Raw genomic sequence first — 18647 nt, 5'->3', positions numbered from 1 at the left:
CCCCGAGGACCCCCCATGGCCACCCCCCACCTGCAATACCACCTGCAACTGCTGAACCACCTGCGCACCATCCTGGCAGCGCTGGGTGACGCCGAGCAGGTACCGGAGGAAAGCCACGCCCTGTTCCTCGAGCGCTTCGACGAGCTGCTGACCCTGCTGCCGCAAGACCCTCTGCAAAGCCAGTACCTGGGCCAGGACCTGATCTGCCAGGTAATCCAGCGCTACCCGCAAATCGCCCACCTGGTGTCGCGCGACCTGCTGTGGTTCTTTGGCGGCGACTGCCTGCACTATATGCCTGACGAAGAACTGAACCTGTACCAGGCCCTGGAAGAGCGCCGCTACGAATGCGAACAGCGAGGCGAAGCCTTCGACTGGCTTGAGCAAAAGCAGCTGCTGGCTGCGGCAGCAGCCGATACCCGCCACTGACCCTCTTCCGCCCCGAGGAAATTGACTACGCCACCCCTCGCCAGACCCGATTTCCCCGGCACGTGCAGCCTTCCCCTACATACCCCCTGTGTTGCCCTGCGTACTCTGCCATCGCGCTGAGATACATGAGTTCGCAGCGATCAACCACACAGGGATTATCCAATGAAAAAAACACTTTCCGTGCTTGCACTGGGCCTCTGCAGCAGCGCGGCAATGGCTTCCATCATCAACTTCGAAGGCACTGTCAGCGGGCCTGGCACCTGCCCTATCGACGTGGTTACCCCTGGCGGCCCAAGCATGCCACTGATCAACTTGGGTAACTACAACACGTTCAACTTCGACAAGGTCGGGCAAGAAACCTCTCCAAAGTACTTTGCATTGCGCGTACCTGCAACCTGCGTAACCGGCACGCAAAATGCGCATGCCACCTTCCAGGCAGGCCACGGCGCCGACCCGACCAATCCCGACCTCTACGCGTTGAGGGACGGCCTTGGCTACAGCACCGGCCTGGGCCTGGCGATCAACGACCTCGCGACCCGCCTCAAGCCCAATACCGAATCGATGGCCTATGAAGTGAAGGACACCGGCGACACCGACATGATCTTCTCGGCGCGCCTGGTCACCACTTCGGCAACAGTGACCGAAGGCCAGATCGATACCAACATCTCCTTCAATGTCGATATCCGCTGATTCAAGCCCCCTGGCGCTGCTAGGGGGGACTCATCCGTTTTGCTTCTCATGCCGGTCCCACCATGTCCATAACCACACTGCGCAAGTACGCACTCAGCTTTGCCTGCCTGGCAACGCTTTCTTCAACCAGTGAGGCGGCCTTGACCATCAGCGCCACCCGCGTTGTCCACGCCAGTGACAAACACAGCAGCTCGGTGGTTGTCGCCAACCCCAGCCAGGCCCCATACGCGGTGCAGGCCTGGGTCAACACCGCAGCCGACGACACCACCAGCGCCGTGCCCTTTGCCGTATCCCCTACCCTGTTCCGGCTCGACCCCAAGCGCGAACAGCTGGTCAAGATAAACGCACTGCCGAACAACCTGCCTACTGACCGCGAATCGCTGTTCTACTTCAATGTCCAGGAAATCCCCCAGGTCGACAGCGGTCAGCAGAACGTGCTGAAAATCGCCCTGCGCACCCGTATCAAGCTGTTCTACCGGCCTAGCCAGGTAAAAGGCGTGCCCGAACAGCAACTGGACAGCCTGCAGTGGTCGCTTACCAGCAGCAACGGCAAGGCCTACCTGCAGGTGTACAACCCCACGCCCTACCACTTCACCTTCGGCCGGCTGGAAGTGGGCAAGCCAGGCAGCGTTGAAAAAATCGACACTGCCCTGATGGCGCTGCCGATGCAGAAACAGTCGTTCGAACTGCAGACGACCCGGGCCACAGAAGGCTTGCAGGTACGCTTCACCACGATCAACGACTATGGCGGCACCACACGCCTGGTAGAAAAAACGCTACCCCTGTCGCCCGGATGACGCAGCCATTCAGTCGCGTAGGGCAAGGTCAAGCAGTGGAAAATGGGCCGGTGGTGGCTGGGTCTGGCCTTGGTCGAAACCGACCATGACCCTGAAGGTGACCGTGTCACGCTTCAGCGATTGCAAGAAGGCCTTGGTCGCCTTGACTGCCAGGCCATTTTTTACTTCTGACGAAGTCAAGGCATGCTCTTTCAGTACCTCTTCGGCCACACCCTTGCCATCTTGCAAGCTGACACCGCTGACGAGCAACGTTACCCTGTGATCGGTATGAATGAAGCGCCAGGGCTTGACGGTAATGACCAGGCCATCTGCCGGCACACTGGACAGGAATACCGTAGACACCGTGGCTGATGGAACGTCCGGTGGCGGAAAACCCTGCGTCAGCGCAAGGACGGTCACATTCAGCGGCTGCGACGGATGAGCCTTGCCATTTTTATCCGTCACCTCAAAGTACACCTTCAACAGTTTGCCACTGTGCTGTGCAAGCCGGTCGAGCGGGATTTCGTACTCACCCGGATAGCCTGATGCCTCTTCAGTCGCCAGGTAGCTACCGACACTGCCCGGCGCCCCCCAGAACACCGCTACCTGCTCCCCGGGGTATACAGCCCCCGCAGGGACTGCAACCCTCATGTAGTTGATCTTGGGGTTAAGATCCAGGGTCACCTGTTGGCCGGTACCATTAGCGTGGCTGATGGCCGGCCAGCTCAAATCCCTGGGCAGCGGTTCTGCATCAACCTCCAGCGGTACCACTTTCGGTTCTTCGGGCTCACTTTTGTTACCGGCATAGTCATAAAGCCGGTAATGCGCAAAACGTTGCCCCTTCCCTCGCTCTCGGATGGTTTTGCCCTCTATTTCCAGGGTCACCGGAAAGTCGCCCTTTTCGAGTACCTTCTCACCAACAAGATGGTCTTCGTACAGCTGCACATCCCAGTACCAGCGAATACGGTCGCCAGGCACGAAGGTTTGATAATCCGGCACACGGGCGACAAGCACGTCGTCGTGATTGTCCAGGTAATCCGCCGTTACGCCACCGGCGAGCACCTCATCGTCGAACAGCAAGGCACCGCGATCCCCACCCAACCTGGGCCCGGTCAGGTCCACGGTGATGGTCAGTGGTTTCGAGTCCCCTTCGGCACCGTTGTAAGCCTTGACGCAGTAGGTCAATGCAGGCGTGCTGTCATCCTTCAGGTGCTGCAGAGGAATATCGACGTAGTAGTCGTCCGGGGCAATGGGCGCCACCCATTCCCTGGTTTCACCTACCTGCTCCCCGTCCCACATCAGCTTCAGGGTCTCTGGCGTGCCGGGAGCAGGGCTGGAGCCCGGCCAAGGGGTGACATATACCCGCAACGGCTTGTCCAGCAGGTGCAGAGGGATGACGTTCTGCGCGCCACCCTCCAGGTTTTTCAGCGAGCCTACCACCCATGGAGGAGGAAAAATTGGATCTTGTTCCACATTACCCATAGCCTACGCTCCAAAATGTCCGGTCGGATGCAATGAAAGGCTCGCAACGCCTTACCAGCTGTAATGCACGCCCAGGTTTACGCCCCAAGGCTGCTCCAGGGCCCTGCCGTTGCTGTAGTCGAAATCGGCATGCACCTGCAGGCGGTCCATCAGCGACACCGCCACCCCCATGCCCAGCTCGCCACGCGAACCGGACAGGTCATTGTCGAACCGGTGATTGTTGACCTTGACCTGATTGTTGTTGGCGAACTCGTGCACGTAGGCCAGCCGCACATAGGGTTGCACCGCCTGCCCACCTTCAAGTTTCAAGGTTCGGCCCGCCGTGGCGCCGGCCTTGCCCAGCACCGAGTGGGTGGTGTCACCGTCAGCCTTCAGGCCATTGTCCAGGTGATAATCCTTGCCCTGGATACCCACTACCGACAGTTGCCCGAACGGCTCGACGAAGTAGCCATCCGCCAAGCCCAAATGGCGGCCGAATTCTACCGACGCCCCCAGGCCGACATTGTCGTAGTCGCCCTCGGTGCGCTGGCCATCACTGAGGCTGACCTTGGCCTGGTTGTCGAAGCGGTTGAGCTTGACCACGCTGTCCAGGTAAGGTCAGTTCGACGGTATCAAGGTTGGCTTCCAGCACAGGGGCAATAGCCGGGAATGCCGTCGGCAGTTGATTGGGGTAAGGATGGACACGGTCGAAGATCAGGGTCAACGGAGGGAAATCTACAGGCAGCGGGCTGTTGTAAGGGATAACCCTGATAAAAAAGGCATGCTTGCCTTCACCCCATTTTTTTACCTTCTCTTTTTCCAGTGGTACCTGGAAGGGAAAATCACTGTCTCGATCATATTGACCGCTGTGCAGTTCCTCTTCGATTCCACCGTCTGGCAGATGATACAGCCACATCTGGTCAAACTCCCCGTAACTGGGGTCACCTGCGGCATTCCAGTTCTGGACGGTCAACTCAATCGAAGTTGAATCGTCGGTCAATACCTCACTGCACATCGTATTGTCGGTGGCGTCTGCCAACAGGTCCGGGTCTATTTCAGGCGCGACAGGCGCAAGAACAACATTATCGTCTTTCATCATGGCGCCTCAACGTTATAGGGGCTATGGGACACAGGTACAGGGTTATTGAAACCCTCGCCCCCCTCCCGCACAACTGGCAGTTTTGTCAGTTGCCAACACGGCCTTTGTACAATCCGTATACTGCCTGAAACAATAAAAAGCCCGCGCTAGCGCGGGCTTTCAGCGGGTAACGCTGCTACAAGCTCAGGGTCAACTTTGCCCACTCAAACGATCCACGCCATCATAATAATATTGCGAGGCTACCCCTGCCTTGACCACAGACCTCAGGCGGCCAGTGGGGTCATACTGCATCTGCATGCCCTCACCATCATCTTCGAGGTTGCCGTCGTCGTCGTAATGCAAATGCGCCTCGGCTGTATAACCTAGATAGCTGTTGGTTATCCTGCTGAGCTGCGCGGGGTCTCGATTCTCGAAGAAGTACTCGGCCACATTCTCACCCGGTTGTTGTGTGACTTTATCCGTCAGTTCGGTGATAACCAAAATAATATTGTCCAACGGATCAAACTCAAATGCCTGGGTGCGAATTTCGTGCCCTTGCGGGTCGACCGGTGACAAGGTACCACTGCACTTGTAGTCATACAGGCGACCGCGACTATCGTAAGCATAACTTTCGTTCCGGAGCCAGCCATTATGTTCCTTCAGTAGCCGACCAGCCCCGCATTACCGTGCCGCCCGACAGGCGCTGGACGATTTGTTCTTTGGTAAGGTCTAACATGTTCAATACCTCGAAGTACTGGGCGTGTGCGGCCCTGTAAACAAACGTGAATAACGTTTAGTGACTGGCCATGTTTCCCCTGCTGCGTCAGCACCCATAGCCGATGGCATGCAGGTATTTTTTATCCTCATGCCTTCACCGTCAGACCACGCCACGGGAACTCCCAGGGGGTGACGCCATCAAACTTGACACTGGCCCACACTCTGAATTCTTTATTCGGTTCCAGCTTTTTCAGCAGGTCATAACTCAGCATATCGACGACACCCTCCGTGACTTCCGCCTCTTTAACCGGCACGTCCTTTCGCACAAATTCGTCGGCTGGCTCAAGGCCTATCCCTGAGACGTGGATACTCAATAGTTGATCTTTTTTAATGAACGCCCACGGTTTCAAATTCAGCCTCGCCCCCTCAGGTTTCAGTTGCAGATTCCCCTGCAAATCCGCATCAGGGGAATCAATAATCGGGTAATTAGACTTCTCCAATGGCAGCACCAGCAGTTTTACCGGCTTGCTATCCCAATGCTGCGGCGTTTCACGGTCCACGATCCGATAAAACACGTCGAAACGTTTCGACGCCTCATTGCCCATATTGGCCCCGATGAATTCAGCCGGAACGTTAAACACCCGCGGGCCCTCTGTAGTTGGGCGGTAGATCACTGTACGGCCACCGTTCGGGTCACCTTGCCAGTGCACTTCAAAGTCTTCATTCGGGAGTAAATCGGCCTCTGCGGGAATGATGACCTCAGCGCCATTTCTCCGGATGCCGAAGGCATCGATGTCATACTCGTTGCCCTCCAGATACTTGCTACCCCTCACTGTTGGCATGGGAGGCACGACACGGGGCGCCCTCACCACCAGTGACTGCACCTGTGAGGTCAACGAGGCACCTTCCCGGCCATACTGGTAATACACCTGCACCGCGCCGATACTGGCGGACAACACAGCCGGTTCAATACGCAGCGTAAACTGTCTGGCCACAAGGCTACTTTCATCCAGGCGGGTAACTTGCACATGTGCCTCACCTGATGGCATAACCCAGGCCAGCAGCAGGTAATCACCCACCGCAGCGTTCGGATAACCCTTGATATGCACCTGCACACCGTCGGGGTAGCTGCCAGGATCGATGGGGTCACTGCCATCGCCCACTTGCGGTGCAGGCAGTAGCGTGCCGGGGTCCGTCGGGCCGCTGATCACGAATTTTTGCGCGCGTGATGGCGCAGCTACTCCGCCCGCAGACTATGATCGTTCGTCAATCAGTGGCTCTGAACGCTCATACACCGGCTGGGAACCCGTTGCCCCGCAGCAACCTGCCGCCAATCCAGGACGCTCATTCAAACTAGAGGACAATACGATTACTGTGTTGTCTAAAAAGAAAGGATTAATTCGAAAACAATTCGAAAGCCACGACGAAGCCAGAGCCGTTTTTGATCGCCTTTAGAGGTTAAGGAATATTAACCGCTCAGGTGATGCAGATATTATCTGCATCACCTTTTTTCTTAACCAATTCATCTTCTCTCTAATTTAACCCCGCCCGCAGACTTATCCCCCTCGTCCCCAGACTAACCCTACAGCCCTACCCCGCACTGCTCCTTATCCTCCCTCCCCACCAAGCGACCGCCTCGCCCAAGCCAACTACGCCTCGCTTGCCACCGTCGGCACCACCTGACCGCCGCGCTCCAACGTCCAACCCAGGCATCCGTCATGCTCAAGCCCCACATACGCCGGCAGGCGCTGTCACGCCTGCGCTTTTTCCACCTCCCCGCGCTTGGCGCCAGCCTTTTGAGCCTGCCAGCCCTGGCCGCCCCGCCCGACCTGCAGTTCGAGCCCGGTTTCATCCGCCAAAGCCCAGGGCAACCGGCCGATGCCGGTGCCCTCGCCTTGCGGGCCCTGGCCGAGCAGCGGCCGCTCGCCGCCGGTCGCTATGCATTGGAGCTGTACATCAACCTCAGCCCGAAGGGCAAACACGAAATCAACCTCGACGAGAGCGGCGATGGCCAGGCCCTGGTGCCTTGCCTGAGCGCCGGGCTGCTGGGCGAACTCGGCGTGCGGGAGCAAAACCTGACCGCCAGGCAAGCCGGCACCGCTGGCGGCTGCATCGACCTGGCCACGCAACTGCCCGGCGCCAGTGCCGACCTCGATACCGGCAAACTGCGCCTGCACCTGTCGATCCCGCAGTCGTACCTGCGCCGCGACAGCAGCGGCACCGTCGCCGAAAGCCTCTGGGACCACGGCATCAACGCCGCCTTCGTCAACTACCAGGCCTCCACCCAGCACAGCAACCGGCGCGGCAGCGGCAGCCGCAACAGCCAGGACCTGTACCTGAACAGCGGCGTCAACCTGTACGGCTGGCGCCTTCGCAGCCAGCAGGCGCTGCGCGAAAACCAGCAAGGCGATATGCGCTGGACGCGCAGCAATACCTACGCCCAGCGCGACCTGCCAGCCCGCTGGGGCACCCTCACCCTCGGCGAAACCTTCACCCAGGGCGAAATCTTCCGCAGCTTGCCATTCAAGGGGGTGAAGCTGGCCTCCGACAGCGAAATGCTGCCCGACGCCATGCAAAATTACGCCCCGGTGTTGCGCGGCGTGGCGCAAACCTACGCCAAACTGGAAGTGCTGCAGAACGGTTACCCGCTGTACTCCACCTTCGTCGCACCCGGCCCCTACGAAATCGACGACCTGGCGGTAGGTGCCAGCAGCGGCGAGCTGGAAGTAGTGCTGACTGAAGCCGATGGCCAGGTGCGCCGCTTCATCCAGCCCTACTCTACCCTCAGCAACCTGATGCGCGCCGGCGTGTGGCGCTACGACCTGGCCGTGGGCCGCTACCACGGCGCCTACCAGGCCGACGCGCCGGCATTGTGGCAAGCCACCTTGGCCCGCGGCATCGGCTGGGACAGCACGCTGTACGCCGGTGTGCTCGGCGGTGACTACTACCGCGCCACCACTCTCGGCCTGGGGCGGGACTTTGGCGCGCTCGGCGCACTGTCGCTGGACATTACCCAGGCCACCAGCGACCTTGGCCCGGCCTTGGGTGAAGTGCAGGGCAACAGCTTCTCGGCCCGCTACGGCAAGGCCTTCGACAACGGCACCAGCCTGCGCTTTGCCGGCTATCGCTACTCCACCGTCGGTTACCGCGACTACGACGAAGCCGTGCAGCAGCGAAATGCTTCCGACCTGTACCTGGGCAACCGCCGCAGCCGCCTGGAAGCCTCGGTGTACCATCACCTGGGCAGCGCTGGCGCGCTCAGCCTGACCCTGTCGCAGGACGACTACTGGCACAGCAGCCTGCAACGGCGCCAGTATCAGTTGCAATACAACACGCAACTGCCGCACAACATCAGCCTCAACCTGTTTGCCTCGCAATCGCTCAGTTCGTCACGGAACAACGACCGCATCATCGGCCTGGGCATTACCTTGCCGCTGGACTTCGCCCACGCCTCCAGCGCCACTTTCGACCTGCAGCACAGCGCCGGCAAACACAGCGAACGCGCCAGCCTCAACGGCCACTTCGACGAGCGGCGCCTGAATTACCGAGCCACGCTGGCCAACGACGGCCAGCGCAGCGGCAGCCTGTCGCTGGCCTACCAGGGCAACCAGGCCAACTACAGCATGGGCTACAGCGAAGCCGCCGACTACCGCAACCTGTCGCTGAGCGCCAGCGGTGCCTTGTTGGCACACCGCGGCGGCATGCTGCTGGCACCGTTCATGGGCGAAACCAACGCCGTGGTGCACGTGCCGGACATCGCCGGGGTTGGCGTTGGCCAGGCACAACAGGGCAAAACCAACCACGCAGGCTATGCACTGGCACCGTACATGCGGCCCTATCGCGCCAACCAGCTGGTGCTGCAACTGGACCAGCTCGACCCGGAAATCGAAATCGACAACGGCGCCACCCAGGTGGTGCCACGCCGCGGTGCGGTGGTGCTGGCCGAATTCCCGGCGCGCCGGGTCAACCGCCTGGTGCTGACCCTGTTGCAAGCCGACGGCCAGCCCTTGCCGTTTGGCGCACAGGTCAGCGATGCCCAGGGCCAGGTACTGGCGGTTGTCGGCCAAGGGGGCCAGGCACTGGTGGCCACCGACCTTGAGCAGCAGCAACTGCAGGCCAGGTGGACCTCAGGCAGCGAGCAGCTGTGCCGCTTCATGATCACCCCTACCACCTTGCCACTTGAACAAGGCTACCGCCTGCAGACCTTGCACTGCCAAGCCACACCCGACTGGAAAAGCCAATGAACGCCTTCCCTCGCTGCCCCCTGTTGCCAACCTTGTTGCTGGCCAGCCTGCCGCTCATTCACCTGCCGGCCGCCTACGCCGCGTCAGGCTGTAAAATCATCAATGGCCCTGGCCCCGCTACATTCACGGCAAATTTCAATGACGTGTGGGTCCCCAGGGATCTGCCGGTCGGCGAACCGATTACCCACCTGCGGGTTCCCGTCGTGGACGACCCGGGCAATCGGGTCGTCGAGTGCCACAACAGCGCCGACCGCCTGCTGGAAGCCCACGCCGACTACACCACCCCGTTCGCCCACGACGTGCCAGTGCGGCTCGGCAACGGGCGATTTGCCAACCGGGTCATCAGAACCCGCATACCGGGGGTTGGCGCCGTGGTCGAACTGGACCACCCGTTCAGTGGCGGAGCGCCCAACACCTTCACGCCGAGCACGGGCAGCACCCTGCTACCTTACAGCGGCACCAACATGACCAGCATGGCCGTACCGATCCAGATCGGCCCGATCAGCATGAGCGTCACACTGGTCAAGATCGGGTCAATCGCAGCCGGGCCGATCATGCTCGATGAAGAGGTGGCTCGCGGCAGCACCTCGGATGCAGCGGATGCCTTCCGCCTGCGCATCAGCGGCAACCTGAACCAGGCGCAGTGCACGCTGAAAAGCGATGCAGTCAGTGCCGACCCGGTTGATCTGGGCAGCCATACCGTGGCGGATTTCCCGGTAAAGGGCACCACCACCGCCAGCATGCCGTTCCACATCACCCTGAGTGACTGCGAAGACGACCCAGCTTCAAGCACGGCCACGGCCCATATCTACCTGACAGGCACCGACGGCTCGGTCGCGCTCGACCCGAAACAGGGCCTGTTCAGCCTGGGCAATGGCTCGACAGCGAAAGGCATCGGCATCCAGATCACCGATGACTTGGGCATTCCTGTGCCGTTGGCAGAGCACGTTTCGACCAACAAGAAACTTGAGCTGCCGGTCACCCGCCTGCCCTATCGTGCGCATTTCTATCAAACGGACGACCGGGTCACCCCTGGCGTGGCCAAAGGCGCACTCGACTTCACCATCAGTTATCGCTGAACGGCCTGCCCTGGCAGCGCGAATGCCGTATTCGTGCAGCCAGGAGCAGTAAACCAGGCACGCAAAAACGCAAAAAGGAACCCGAAGGTTCCTTTTTGCGTTACATGTTTGGAGCGGGAAACGAGACTCGAACTCGCGACCCCGACCTTGGCAAGGTCGTGCTCTACCAACTGAGCTATTCCCGCAATTTGAAGCTTTACCGCTAATCGGCGTGAAGCGCCTTGACGACCTTCACCACCACTGCACCGTGCGAACGCCACAGTATTTAAACTGGAGCGGGAAACGAGACTCGAACTCGCGACCCCGACCTTGGCAAGGTCGTGCTCTACCAACTGAGCTATTCCCGCAAATGGCGTCCCCTAGGGGACTCGAACCCCTGTTACCGCCGTGAAAGGGCGGTGTCCTAGGCCACTAGACGAAGGGGACACACAACACTTTTCAGTGCACCAGAACAGAACCTCACGATTCAACCTGGATTTTCTTTTCCTGCCCCGCCGTTAAGCAGTGCCGGAGAAACTGGAGCGGGAAACGAGACTCGAACTCGCGACCCCGACCTTGGCAAGGTCGTGCTCTACCAACTGAGCTATTCCCGCAATGTGGCGTCCCCTAGGGGACTCGAACCCCTGTTACCGCCGTGAAAGGGCGGTGTCCTAGGCCACTAGACGAAGGGGACACGCTGCTGGCATTACTGCCTGCTTTCACTCCCTGCCGCGATTCGCTGTGCGCTTTACGCTGCAAGTGGCGCGCATTCTATGGAGGGTTCGTACAGGCGTCAACCCCTTTGTAGAAATTTATTTAAATCAATGACTTCCGGCTGGGTTGGGGTGCAGATGCTGGCGGGGTTGTCGATATAGAGAGAGGGGAGCCTGAAGGCGATGCAGTACCGGTAGGAGCAGCCTTGTGCTGCGAAAGGGCCGGCACAGGCATATAGCCGCTATTCGCCCCCAGGCAAACTCACTACACTCAAAGCTGTAATTCTTCTTCAATGAGGCATTAACGGTGACACCACTTCTGATCACCCTGCTCATCGTGGCGGGTATCGCGTTGCTGATCGTGATCGGCTACCTCAACAACGTGGTCGAGAACGGCAAGCTCGAGCGTGCCCGGATGAAGGTCGAACTGGCCGACCGCCTGCGCCGCTGTGGCGAAATCACCGAGACCTTCCCCGGCCAGTTCATGACCCCGGCGCTGAAGCTGTTGCTGACTCGCCTGGAGCTCAACCTCAATCAGCGCCAACTGGCGATGGACAAGCATAACGCCGAACTGAAGGCGCGCATTGCCGAACTGGAGGGGTTGATTGCCCAGGGCACGCAGATTCCGGTGAACAACCCGCCCAACCCGATCCAGACCGAGATCAAGGCCAAGGATGTGCGCTTCCTGTTGGAGGCCCTGCACAATCAGGTGACCCGCGCCGCGCAAGAGGGCTTCCTGCCGACGCCCGAGGCCAAGCAATGGATCAAGGAAATCCGCCATATCCTGGTGCTGCTGCATATCGAGTTCTTCAACAACCTCGGCCAGCAGGCCCTGCAGAAGAACCAGCCAGGCCAGGCGCGCCTGGCCTTCGAGCGCGGCGTGCAGTACCTGCGCAAGCAGCCGGAGCCCAAGGTGTATGAAGAGCAGCTTACGTACCTGGAAAAACTGCTGGCCCGTGCCAACGCGCAGGTGCTGGACCGCATGGCCCCGGCGGACGATGAGCAGAACGAACTGACCCAGGGGCTCAAGACCGATGAGGACGAGACCTGGAAGAAGAAGGTGATGTACGACTGATGTTTGAACCTGTGCCGGCCTCTTCGCGGGCTCGCCCGCTCCCACAGGGATCGCACCAGGCCTGAGGTCGGTGCATTATCTGTGGGAGCGGGCAAGCCCGCGAAGTGGCATGCACAGGCGCCACAGCACTCAGCAGTCAGTCAGCTCCAGAAAAATCGCCGCCAACCGCTCCAGCCCCACCTGATCAGCCTCGCTGAACCGCGCCAGCTTCGGGCTATCCAGGTCCAGCACACCAATCAACCTGCCCTCTTTCACCAACGGGATCACCAGCTCGCTGTTGGACGCGCTGTCACAGGCAATGTGCCCCGGGAACGCATGCACGTCCTCTACCCGCTGGGTCTGCCGGGTGGCTGCCGCCGCCCCGCACACGCCCTTGCTGAACGGGATGCGCACACACGCCACCTGGCCCTGGAACGGGCCCAGCACCAGCTCTTCGTTGCGGTTGAGGTAGAACCCCGCCCAGTTCAGGTCGTCCACCTGGTTATAGAGAAACGCCGAAAACTGCGCGGCATTGGCGATGAAGTCACGCTCGTCGGCAAATAGCGCCTGCACTTGCGCAGCCAGCAGGTTGTAGCCGTCGAGGCCGGCGCCACTGGCATTGAGGTCGATCATTTACTTTTGCTCCAGCAATTGCAGCCCGACCCAGTAGCGGGCGAACTGATAGGCACAACGGCCATTACGGTTACCGCGGCCGGTGGCCCAGCGCACGGCGAGGATATCGAGTGCTTCGCTGCGCTGCCAGGCAAGGCCCGCAGTTTGCGCGAGCTGGCCGATCCAGTGCTCGACCACGTTCAGGAAATGCTCCTGGGTGAAGGGGTAGAACGACAGCCACAGGCCAAAACGGTCGGACAGGGCAATCTTGTCCTCCACCGCTTCGCTGGGGTGCAGCTCGCCGTCCACCCGCTTCCAGTTTTCGTTGTCGCTCTCCTTCTCCGGCACCAGGTGTCGGCGGTTGGAGGTGGCGTACAGCAGCACATTGTCCGGGGCCTGCTCCAGCGAGCCGTCGAGCACGCTCTTGAGCACCCGGTAGTCGCCCTCCCCGGCTTCGAACGACAGGTCATCGCAAAACAGGATGAAGCGCTGCGGCAGCTTCTGCAGCTGCTCGACCACGCGTGGCAGGTCGGCCAGGTGGTCGCGTTCGATTTCGATCAGGCGCAGGCCTTTGCCTGCATGCTCGGCCAGCAGGGCACGGACCAGCGACGATTTGCCGGTGCCGCGCGAGCCCCACAGCAGGGCGTGGTTGGCCGGCATGCCGTTGATGAACTGGTGGGTGTTGCGGCCCAACTGGTCACGCTGCTGGTCGACGCCGATCAGGTCGCTCAGGCGGATGTCCAGGCTGACGTCCAGCGGCAGCAGGTAGCCGCTGCGGCCATCGCGCTGCCAGCGCGCGGCCAGGGTGGTTGCCCAGTCGATGTCCGGGCGTTGCGCGGGCAACAGGGGTTCGAGGCGTGCCAGTACCGATTCGGCGCGGTCCAGGAAAGCAATCAAGCGAGCGTCCATGACGACTCCTACGAATTTCAGTTTTTTGGGGCCGCTGCGCGCCCCTTCGCGGGCTTGCCCGCTCCCACAGGGTCGCGTTCAGCCTGGGGCTACGCTGTATCCTGTGGGAGCGGGCAAGCCCGCGAAGGGGCGCCAAGCGGCCCCCGCTTGGCAATCAACTGAAATGAACAGACAGACCCACCAGCAGCCGGGGCTATTCGGCTATGCTTGCGCAGCGCAAGGGACGTGAAACCGGCTCGGGACACATGGATATCAAGTTCACCAATCGCCTGTCATACAAGCAAGCCCGGTTGACAGTCCTGGTCGGCTTCATCCTGGGAACATTGCTCAGTCTCATCCAGATCGGCATCGATTATGCCAGCGAAGACGCGTCCATCAACCGCGAAGTGCGCGCCTTGCTGCAAATCAGCCACAACCCGGCCTCGCGCATCGCCTACAACATCGACTCGGAACTGGCCCTGGAGCTGACTCGCGGCCTGCTGGAATCGCCAGCAGTGATTCGTGCGCGGTTGATCGACAACAACCAAACGGTGCTGGCCGACGTCGAGCGGCCGCGCCTGCAGGACCGCTACCGGCCACTCAGCGATTTCCTGTTTGGCGATCAGCGCCAGTTCAAGGAACGCCTGTACCTGACCCACATGCCCGAGGAATACCTCGGCACCTTGTACCTTGAAGTGGACACCTACGCCTTCGGTAGCCGCTTTCTCGACCGTGCCGGCGTCACCCTGCTCAACGGCTTTGCCCGCAGCCTGGTGCTGACCGGCATCCTCCTGGCGCTGTTCTACATGATGCTGACCAAGCCGCTGGTGACGGTGATCGGCGCGCTCAGCGGCAGCGACCCGCGCAAGCCCCGGCAAACCCGCCTGGCCTGCCCGCACGGCCACGAACATGACGAGATCGGCGTGCTGGTGAAGGTCGCCAACCAGCAGTTCGTCAGCATGGCCACCGAGATCGAACAACGGCGCACTGCGGAAAACCGCCTGACCCAGTATCTCAACGAGCTGGAAGACATCGTCTCGGCACGCACCAATGAACTCAAGGCCAGCAACAACAGCCTGAGCCTGTCCAACCAGGAGCTGGAAGAAGCCCGCCGCCGGGCGCTGGACATGGCCCAGGCGCGCGCCGCCTTCCTAGCCAACATGAGCCACGAAATCCGCACCCCGCTCAACGGCATGCTCGGCATGATCGCCCTGGCACTGGACAGCCCACTGCCCAGCGAGCAACGCCAGCAACTGGCGATCGCCCATGACTCCGGCAAGGTGCTGGTGGAGTTGCTCAACGATATCCTCGACCTGTCCAAGTTCGATGCCGGCCAACTGGAGCTGGAACGCATTCCGTTCGACATGGGCTCGATGGTCGAGGACACCGCCAACCTGCTGTCGCAAAACACCGCGCAAAGCGTGGAGCTGACCTGCCTGATCGCCCGCGACTTCCCCAGCAGCGTGCTCGGCGACCCCACGCGGGTACGGCAGATCGTCAGCAACCTGCTGTCCAATGCCCTCAAGTTCACCCGCTTTGGCCGTGTGGATGTGCGCCTGACGACCATGGTGGGCGGTGTACGCCTGGAGGTGCGCGATACCGGCATCGGCATCCCCGAGGAAGCCCAGGCACGGATCTTCCAGCCGTTCACCCAGGCCGGCGCCGGCATCACCCGCCAGTACGGCGGCACCGGCCTGGGCCTGACGCTGACGCACAACCTGTGCAAGGCCATGCAGGGCCGCCTGCATATCAAATCCGAGCCGGGCTTCGGCAGCCGCTTCAGCGCCGAGCTGCCACTGGCCGTGCACACCGAAGCCATTCCGCCGGCCCCCTTGCACGGGCGCGTGGCCGCACTGTGCACGGCCGGCAGCGGGCTCGACGAGCTGTTGCAGGACCAGCTGCCTGGCTGGGGCCTTGCCTACCAGCATCATGACAGCAGCGCGGGGCTGGACGCCTCGGCCATCGACCTGCTGATCACCGACCGTCTGGACCAGTTGTTCGAACTGCGCTGCGCACTGAAGACACCGATCCTGCTGGTAACCGCCTACGGCAACTTCCTGCCCAGCGAACAGTCGGTTGCCCTCGCCCCCCTGCACCAACTGGCCCGGCCGCTGGCGCGCAACGCCCTGTACCAGACCTTGCGCCGTACCTTGCAGGGCCATGAGCCCGAGCACCCGCTGGCCACCCCGGCCATTACCCGGGAACAAGGCCGCGCGCGCATCCTGCTGGTGGAGGACAACCCGGTGAACCAGCTGGTGGCAAAGGGCATGCTGGCCAAGCTCGGCTGCCAGGTGCAGCTGGCCACCCAGGGCGCCGAGGCCCTGGAGCTACTGGAACAGGACGAGTTCGACCTGGTGCTGATGGACTGCAACATGCCGGTGATGGACGGCTACGAGGCCAGCCGGCGTATCCGCCAGAGCGGCCGCTGGCCCGACCTGCCGATTGTCGCCCTCACCGCCAACGCCATGCCCGAGGAGCGCGAGCGCTGCCGGGCAGCGGGCATGAACGACTACCTGGCCAAGCCGTTCCGCCGCGAAGAGCTGCTGGCGCTGGTCGACCACTGGGTGCCCGTCAACGGCTGAGCAGGCGCTCGATGTCCGCTTCCAGGGCCTGCGGCTTGGTGGTGGGGGCATAGCGCGTTACCTGGCCGGTGGCCGGGTCGACCAGGAACTTGGTGAAATTCCACTTGATCTTCTGGCTGCCCAGAATGCCTGGCGCGCGCTGCTTGAGTTCGACGAACAACGGGTGGCTGCCGGGGCCGTTGACCTCGACCTTGCGGAACAGCGGGAAGCTCACGCCGAAATTGCGCTCGCAGAACTGGGCAATTTCCCGTGCATCGCCCGGCTCCTGCTTGCCGAACTGGTTGCAGGGGAAGCCCAGCACCACCAGACCGCTCATGCGGTAGGCCTGCCACAGTTGCTCCAGGCCCTTGTATTGCGGGGTAAAGCCGCACTGGCTGGCGGTATTGACCACCAGCAACGCTTTACCGGGGAAGTCGCCGAGCTTCTTGTGCTCGCCACCCAAGGTCACGCAGGGGATGTCCAGTAGCGATCCAGCCATGGTCGGGCTCCGGTCAGTCGCGCGGGCGCAGGTCGATGCACACCGAGTTGATGCAGTAGCGCAGGCCGGTCGGTGGCGGGCCATCGGGGAACACGTGGCCCAGGTGCGCATCGCAACGGGCACAGGTGACTTCGGTGCGGATCATGCCGTGGGAGGTGTCGCGGATTTCGATCATCGCGCTTTCCTCGATCGGCGCGTAGAAGCTCGGCCAGCCGCAACCGGAATCAAACTTGGTCTGCGCATCGAACAGTGGCAGCCCGCAGCAGATGCAGTGGTAGATGCCGTCGCGGCGCTCGCTGTTGTACTTGCCGCTGAACGGCCGCTCGGTACCCTTCAGGCGGCAGACCTGGTACTGCTCGGGGTCGAGCATCGAGCGCCATTCGTCCAGGGTTTTTTCGATCTTTTTCATGCAGAAACCTCGGCAGGCTGAATTTCACTGCGCGCCGTCTTTTCCGGGGCGCAGGTGGCACGTATATTAGTTGGCTTCGTGTGCCAGGCGTTCAGTCTGGCACCCGCTTCCTGCCCTTTCAAACCTTTCGGCGGGGCGTAGCGCGTTTTCTCAATCGGGATCCCATCATGCAGTTCAGCAAATCGAACAAGCTCGCCAATGTCTGCTACGACATTCGCGGCCCAGTGCTCAAGCACGCCAAGCGCCTGGAAGAGGAAGGCCACCGCATCCTCAAGCTGAACATCGGCAACCCGGCGCCGTTTGGCTTCGAGGCGCCTGACGAAATCCTCCAGGATGTGATCCGCAACCTGCCTACCGCGCAGGGCTACAGCGACTCCAAGGGCCTGTTCAGCGCGCGCAAGGCGGTAATGCAGTACTGCCAGCAGAAGGGCATCGAAGGCGTCACTATCGAAGACATCTACCTCGGCAATGGTGTGTCCGAGCTGATCGTCATGTCGATGCAGGCCCTGCTCAACAACGGCGACGAAGTGCTGATCCCGGCCCCCGACTACCCGTTGTGGACCGCCGCCGTGAGCCTGGCTGGCGGCAAGCCGGTGCACTACCTGTGCGACGAGCAGGCCGACTGGTTCCCCGACCTTGAGGACATCAAGGCCAAGATCACCCCGAACACCAAGGCGCTGGTGATCATCAACCCGAACAACCCGACCGGTGCGGTGTACTCCAGGGAGCTGCTGCTGGGCATGCTGGAGTTGGCCCGCCAGCACAACCTGGTGGTGTTCTCCGACGAGATCTACGACAAGATCCTGTACGACGAAGCCGTGCACATCAGCACCGCCTCGCTGGCGCCCGACCTGCTGTGCCTCACCTTCAACGGCCTGTCCAAGTCGTACCGGGTGGCGGGCTTCCGTTCCGGCTGGCTGATCATCTCCGGGCCCAAGCACCACGCGCAAAGCTACATCGAAGGCATCGACATGCTGGCCAACATGCGCCTGTGCGCCAACGTGCCGGCCCAGCATGCCATCCAGACCGCGCTGGGCGGTTACCAGAGCATCAACGACCTGGTACTGCCACCGGGCCGCCTGCTGGAACAGCGCAACCGCACCTACGAGCTGCTCAACGATATCCCGGGCGTGAGTTGCGTGAAGCCGATGGGTGCGCTTTATGCGTTTCCGCGGATCGACCCGAAGGTATGCCCGATCCTCAACGACGAGAAGTTCGCCCTTGACCTGCTGCTGTCGGAGAAGCTGCTGATCGTTCAGGGTACGGCATTCAACTGGCCATGGCCGGACCACTTCCGCGTGGTGACCTTGCCGCGGGTGGATGACCTGGAAGCGGCGATTGGCCGGATCGGGAATTTCCTGAAGGGTTATTCGCAGTAAGTGAAGGCCTCTTCGCAGCACAAGGCTGCTCCTACAGAAGAACGCACGCCCCTGTAGGAGCAGCCTTGTGCTGCGAATGGGC

Annotated in this window: 16 protein-coding genes, 5 tRNA genes and 1 pseudogene; 8 read left to right on the top strand and 14 right to left on the bottom strand. The window is 61.3% G+C overall.

Going from position 1 to position 18647, the window contains the following annotated elements:
• Positions 1 to 15: 15 nt before the first annotated feature.
• The 3 genes from CAF70_RS24440 to CAF70_RS24430 all read left to right on the top strand — a co-directional run bounded on the left by CAF70_RS24440 (position 16) and on the right by CAF70_RS24430 (position 1913).
• Positions 16 to 426 (top strand): PA2817 family protein, encoded by a 411-nt coding sequence (locus tag CAF70_RS24440; RefSeq protein WP_085627194.1) that lies wholly within the window; start codon positions 16 to 18, stop codon positions 424 to 426.
• Positions 427 to 639: 213 nt separating this feature from the next.
• Positions 640 to 1116 (top strand): fimbrial protein, encoded by a 477-nt coding sequence (locus tag CAF70_RS24435; protein WP_158090324.1) that lies wholly within the window; start codon positions 640 to 642, stop codon positions 1114 to 1116.
• A 62-nt stretch (positions 1117 to 1178) separates the two neighbouring features.
• Positions 1179 to 1913 carry a molecular chaperone gene (locus tag CAF70_RS24430; RefSeq protein ID WP_085627192.1) on the top strand — a complete coding sequence of 245 codons (735 nt, stop codon included), beginning with the start codon at positions 1179 to 1181 and terminating at the stop codon, positions 1911 to 1913.
• A gap of 9 nt (positions 1914 to 1922) precedes the next feature.
• Here the strand turns inward: CAF70_RS24430 and CAF70_RS24425 are convergent, their stop codons facing one another.
• From CAF70_RS24425 to CAF70_RS24405, 5 genes and pseudogenes are all read right to left on the bottom strand, one after another.
• Positions 1923 to 3374 carry a hypothetical protein gene (locus CAF70_RS24425; protein ID WP_143491677.1) on the bottom strand — a complete coding sequence of 484 codons (1452 nt, stop codon included), beginning with the start codon at positions 3372 to 3374 and terminating at the stop codon, positions 1923 to 1925.
• 51 nt (positions 3375 to 3425) lie between these two features.
• Positions 3426 to 3968: pseudogene (locus CAF70_RS24420) on the bottom strand (autotransporter outer membrane beta-barrel domain-containing protein); the annotation flags it as partial.
• Positions 3907 to 4452 (bottom strand): hypothetical protein, encoded by a 546-nt coding sequence (locus tag CAF70_RS27450; protein ID WP_143491676.1) that lies wholly within the window; start codon positions 4450 to 4452, stop codon positions 3907 to 3909. The pseudogene CAF70_RS24420 and the gene CAF70_RS27450, both read right to left, overlap by 62 nt.
• A gap of 189 nt (positions 4453 to 4641) precedes the next feature.
• Positions 4642 to 5007: a hypothetical protein gene (locus CAF70_RS24410; protein WP_085627189.1), complete on the bottom strand. Its 366-nt coding sequence runs from the start codon at positions 5005 to 5007 to the stop codon at positions 4642 to 4644.
• Positions 5008 to 5294: 287 nt separating this feature from the next.
• The gene (locus CAF70_RS24405) at positions 5295 to 6359 is read right to left on the bottom strand and encodes a hypothetical protein (protein ID WP_085627188.1); all 1065 of its coding nucleotides are present in this window, start codon (positions 6357 to 6359) and stop codon (positions 5295 to 5297) included.
• A 507-nt stretch (positions 6360 to 6866) separates the two neighbouring features.
• On the opposite strand from CAF70_RS24405, the gene CAF70_RS24400 reads away from it, so the two are divergent.
• Both CAF70_RS24400 and CAF70_RS24395 read left to right on the top strand, forming a co-directional pair.
• Positions 6867 to 9392: a fimbria/pilus outer membrane usher protein gene (locus CAF70_RS24400; protein WP_085627187.1), complete on the top strand. Its 2526-nt coding sequence runs from the start codon at positions 6867 to 6869 to the stop codon at positions 9390 to 9392.
• A complete protein-coding gene (locus CAF70_RS24395; RefSeq protein WP_085627186.1) occupies positions 9389 to 10471 on the top strand; it encodes a fimbrial protein in 1083 nt (360 codons plus the stop codon). Before CAF70_RS24400 ends, CAF70_RS24395 begins: the two co-directional genes overlap by 4 nt.
• A 109-nt stretch (positions 10472 to 10580) precedes the next feature.
• On the opposite strand, the gene CAF70_RS24390 is transcribed toward CAF70_RS24395, so the two are convergent.
• The 5 genes from CAF70_RS24390 to CAF70_RS24370 all read right to left on the bottom strand — a co-directional run bounded on the left by CAF70_RS24390 (position 10581) and on the right by CAF70_RS24370 (position 11144).
• Positions 10581 to 10656 (bottom strand) — tRNA-Gly (locus tag CAF70_RS24390).
• 86 nt (positions 10657 to 10742) lie between these two features.
• A tRNA-Gly gene (locus CAF70_RS24385) sits at positions 10743 to 10818 on the bottom strand.
• A gap of 3 nt (positions 10819 to 10821) precedes the next feature.
• A tRNA-Glu gene (locus CAF70_RS24380) sits at positions 10822 to 10897 on the bottom strand.
• Positions 10898 to 10988: 91 nt separating this feature from the next.
• Positions 10989 to 11064: transfer RNA gene (locus CAF70_RS24375), tRNA-Gly, on the bottom strand.
• A gap of 4 nt (positions 11065 to 11068) precedes the next feature.
• Positions 11069 to 11144, bottom strand: a tRNA-Glu gene (locus CAF70_RS24370).
• 326 nt (positions 11145 to 11470) lie between these two features.
• Here CAF70_RS24370 and CAF70_RS24365 point away from each other — a divergent pair.
• Positions 11471 to 12238 (top strand): hypothetical protein, encoded by a 768-nt coding sequence (locus tag CAF70_RS24365; RefSeq protein ID WP_085627185.1) that lies wholly within the window; start codon positions 11471 to 11473, stop codon positions 12236 to 12238.
• A gap of 129 nt (positions 12239 to 12367) precedes the next feature.
• Here CAF70_RS24365 and CAF70_RS24360 read toward each other — a convergent pair whose 3' ends face one another.
• Both CAF70_RS24360 and CAF70_RS24355 read right to left on the bottom strand, forming a co-directional pair.
• Complete coding sequence (locus CAF70_RS24360) at positions 12368 to 12850, bottom strand: GAF domain-containing protein (RefSeq protein ID WP_085627184.1); 483 nt, start codon at positions 12848 to 12850, stop codon at positions 12368 to 12370.
• The gene (locus tag CAF70_RS24355) at positions 12851 to 13738 is read right to left on the bottom strand and encodes an ATP-binding protein (protein WP_085627182.1); all 888 of its coding nucleotides are present in this window, start codon (positions 13736 to 13738) and stop codon (positions 12851 to 12853) included.
• A 203-nt stretch (positions 13739 to 13941) separates the two neighbouring features.
• On the opposite strand from CAF70_RS24355, the gene CAF70_RS24350 reads away from it, so the two are divergent.
• Positions 13942 to 16299: a response regulator gene (locus tag CAF70_RS24350; RefSeq protein WP_085627181.1), complete on the top strand. Its 2358-nt coding sequence runs from the start codon at positions 13942 to 13944 to the stop codon at positions 16297 to 16299.
• Here CAF70_RS24350 and CAF70_RS24345 read toward each other — a convergent pair.
• Positions 16289 to 16777: a glutathione peroxidase gene (locus tag CAF70_RS24345; RefSeq protein WP_085627179.1), complete on the bottom strand. Its 489-nt coding sequence runs from the start codon at positions 16775 to 16777 to the stop codon at positions 16289 to 16291. The genes CAF70_RS24350 and CAF70_RS24345 overlap by 11 nt on opposite strands.
• Before the next feature lie 13 nt (positions 16778 to 16790).
• Positions 16791 to 17186 carry a peptide-methionine (R)-S-oxide reductase MsrB gene (gene msrB, locus CAF70_RS24340; protein WP_075044107.1) on the bottom strand — a complete coding sequence of 132 codons (396 nt, stop codon included), beginning with the start codon at positions 17184 to 17186 and terminating at the stop codon, positions 16791 to 16793.
• Positions 17187 to 17353: 167 nt separating this feature from the next.
• Here msrB and CAF70_RS24335 point away from each other — a divergent pair, with 167 nt between their 5' ends.
• Positions 17354 to 18565 carry a pyridoxal phosphate-dependent aminotransferase gene (locus tag CAF70_RS24335; RefSeq protein ID WP_085627177.1) on the top strand — a complete coding sequence of 404 codons (1212 nt, stop codon included), beginning with the start codon at positions 17354 to 17356 and terminating at the stop codon, positions 18563 to 18565.
• Positions 18566 to 18647: the final 82 nt, after the last annotated feature.

The organism is Pseudomonas sp. B19(2017) (genome assembly GCF_002113165.1).
Taxonomy (GTDB): domain Bacteria; phylum Pseudomonadota; class Gammaproteobacteria; order Pseudomonadales; family Pseudomonadaceae; genus Aquipseudomonas.
Note: the sequence above shows the minus strand (reverse complement) of the source record. Positions and strands in the feature narration are given on the sequence as shown.

Excerpts from the sequence above, each read along its gene's own strand:
- CAF70_RS24440 (WP_085627194.1), top strand. The coding sequence starts at position 16 with ATGGCCACCCCCCACCTGCAATACCACCTGCAACTGCTGAACCACCTG.
- CAF70_RS27450 (WP_143491676.1), bottom strand. The coding sequence starts at position 4,452 with ATGATGAAAGACGATAATGTTGTTCTTGCGCCTGTCGCGCCTGAAATA.
- CAF70_RS24355 (WP_085627182.1), bottom strand. The coding sequence starts at position 13,738 with ATGGACGCTCGCTTGATTGCTTTCCTGGACCGCGCCGAATCGGTACTG.
- CAF70_RS24335 (WP_085627177.1), top strand. The coding sequence starts at position 17,354 with ATGCAGTTCAGCAAATCGAACAAGCTCGCCAATGTCTGCTACGACATT.
- CAF70_RS24395 (WP_085627186.1), top strand. The coding sequence starts at position 9,389 with ATGAACGCCTTCCCTCGCTGCCCCCTGTTGCCAACCTTGTTGCTGGCC.
- msrB (WP_075044107.1), bottom strand. The coding sequence starts at position 17,186 with ATGAAAAAGATCGAAAAAACCCTGGACGAATGGCGCTCGATGCTCGAC.
- CAF70_RS24360 (WP_085627184.1), bottom strand. The coding sequence starts at position 12,850 with ATGATCGACCTCAATGCCAGTGGCGCCGGCCTCGACGGCTACAACCTG.
- CAF70_RS24400 (WP_085627187.1), top strand. The coding sequence starts at position 6,867 with ATGCTCAAGCCCCACATACGCCGGCAGGCGCTGTCACGCCTGCGCTTT.
- CAF70_RS24435 (WP_158090324.1), top strand. The coding sequence starts at position 640 with ATGGCTTCCATCATCAACTTCGAAGGCACTGTCAGCGGGCCTGGCACC.
- CAF70_RS24350 (WP_085627181.1), top strand. The coding sequence starts at position 13,942 with ATGCTTGCGCAGCGCAAGGGACGTGAAACCGGCTCGGGACACATGGAT.
- CAF70_RS24425 (WP_143491677.1), bottom strand. The coding sequence starts at position 3,374 with ATGGGTAATGTGGAACAAGATCCAATTTTTCCTCCTCCATGGGTGGTA.
- CAF70_RS24430 (WP_085627192.1), top strand. The coding sequence starts at position 1,179 with ATGTCCATAACCACACTGCGCAAGTACGCACTCAGCTTTGCCTGCCTG.
- CAF70_RS24345 (WP_085627179.1), bottom strand. The coding sequence starts at position 16,777 with ATGGCTGGATCGCTACTGGACATCCCCTGCGTGACCTTGGGTGGCGAG.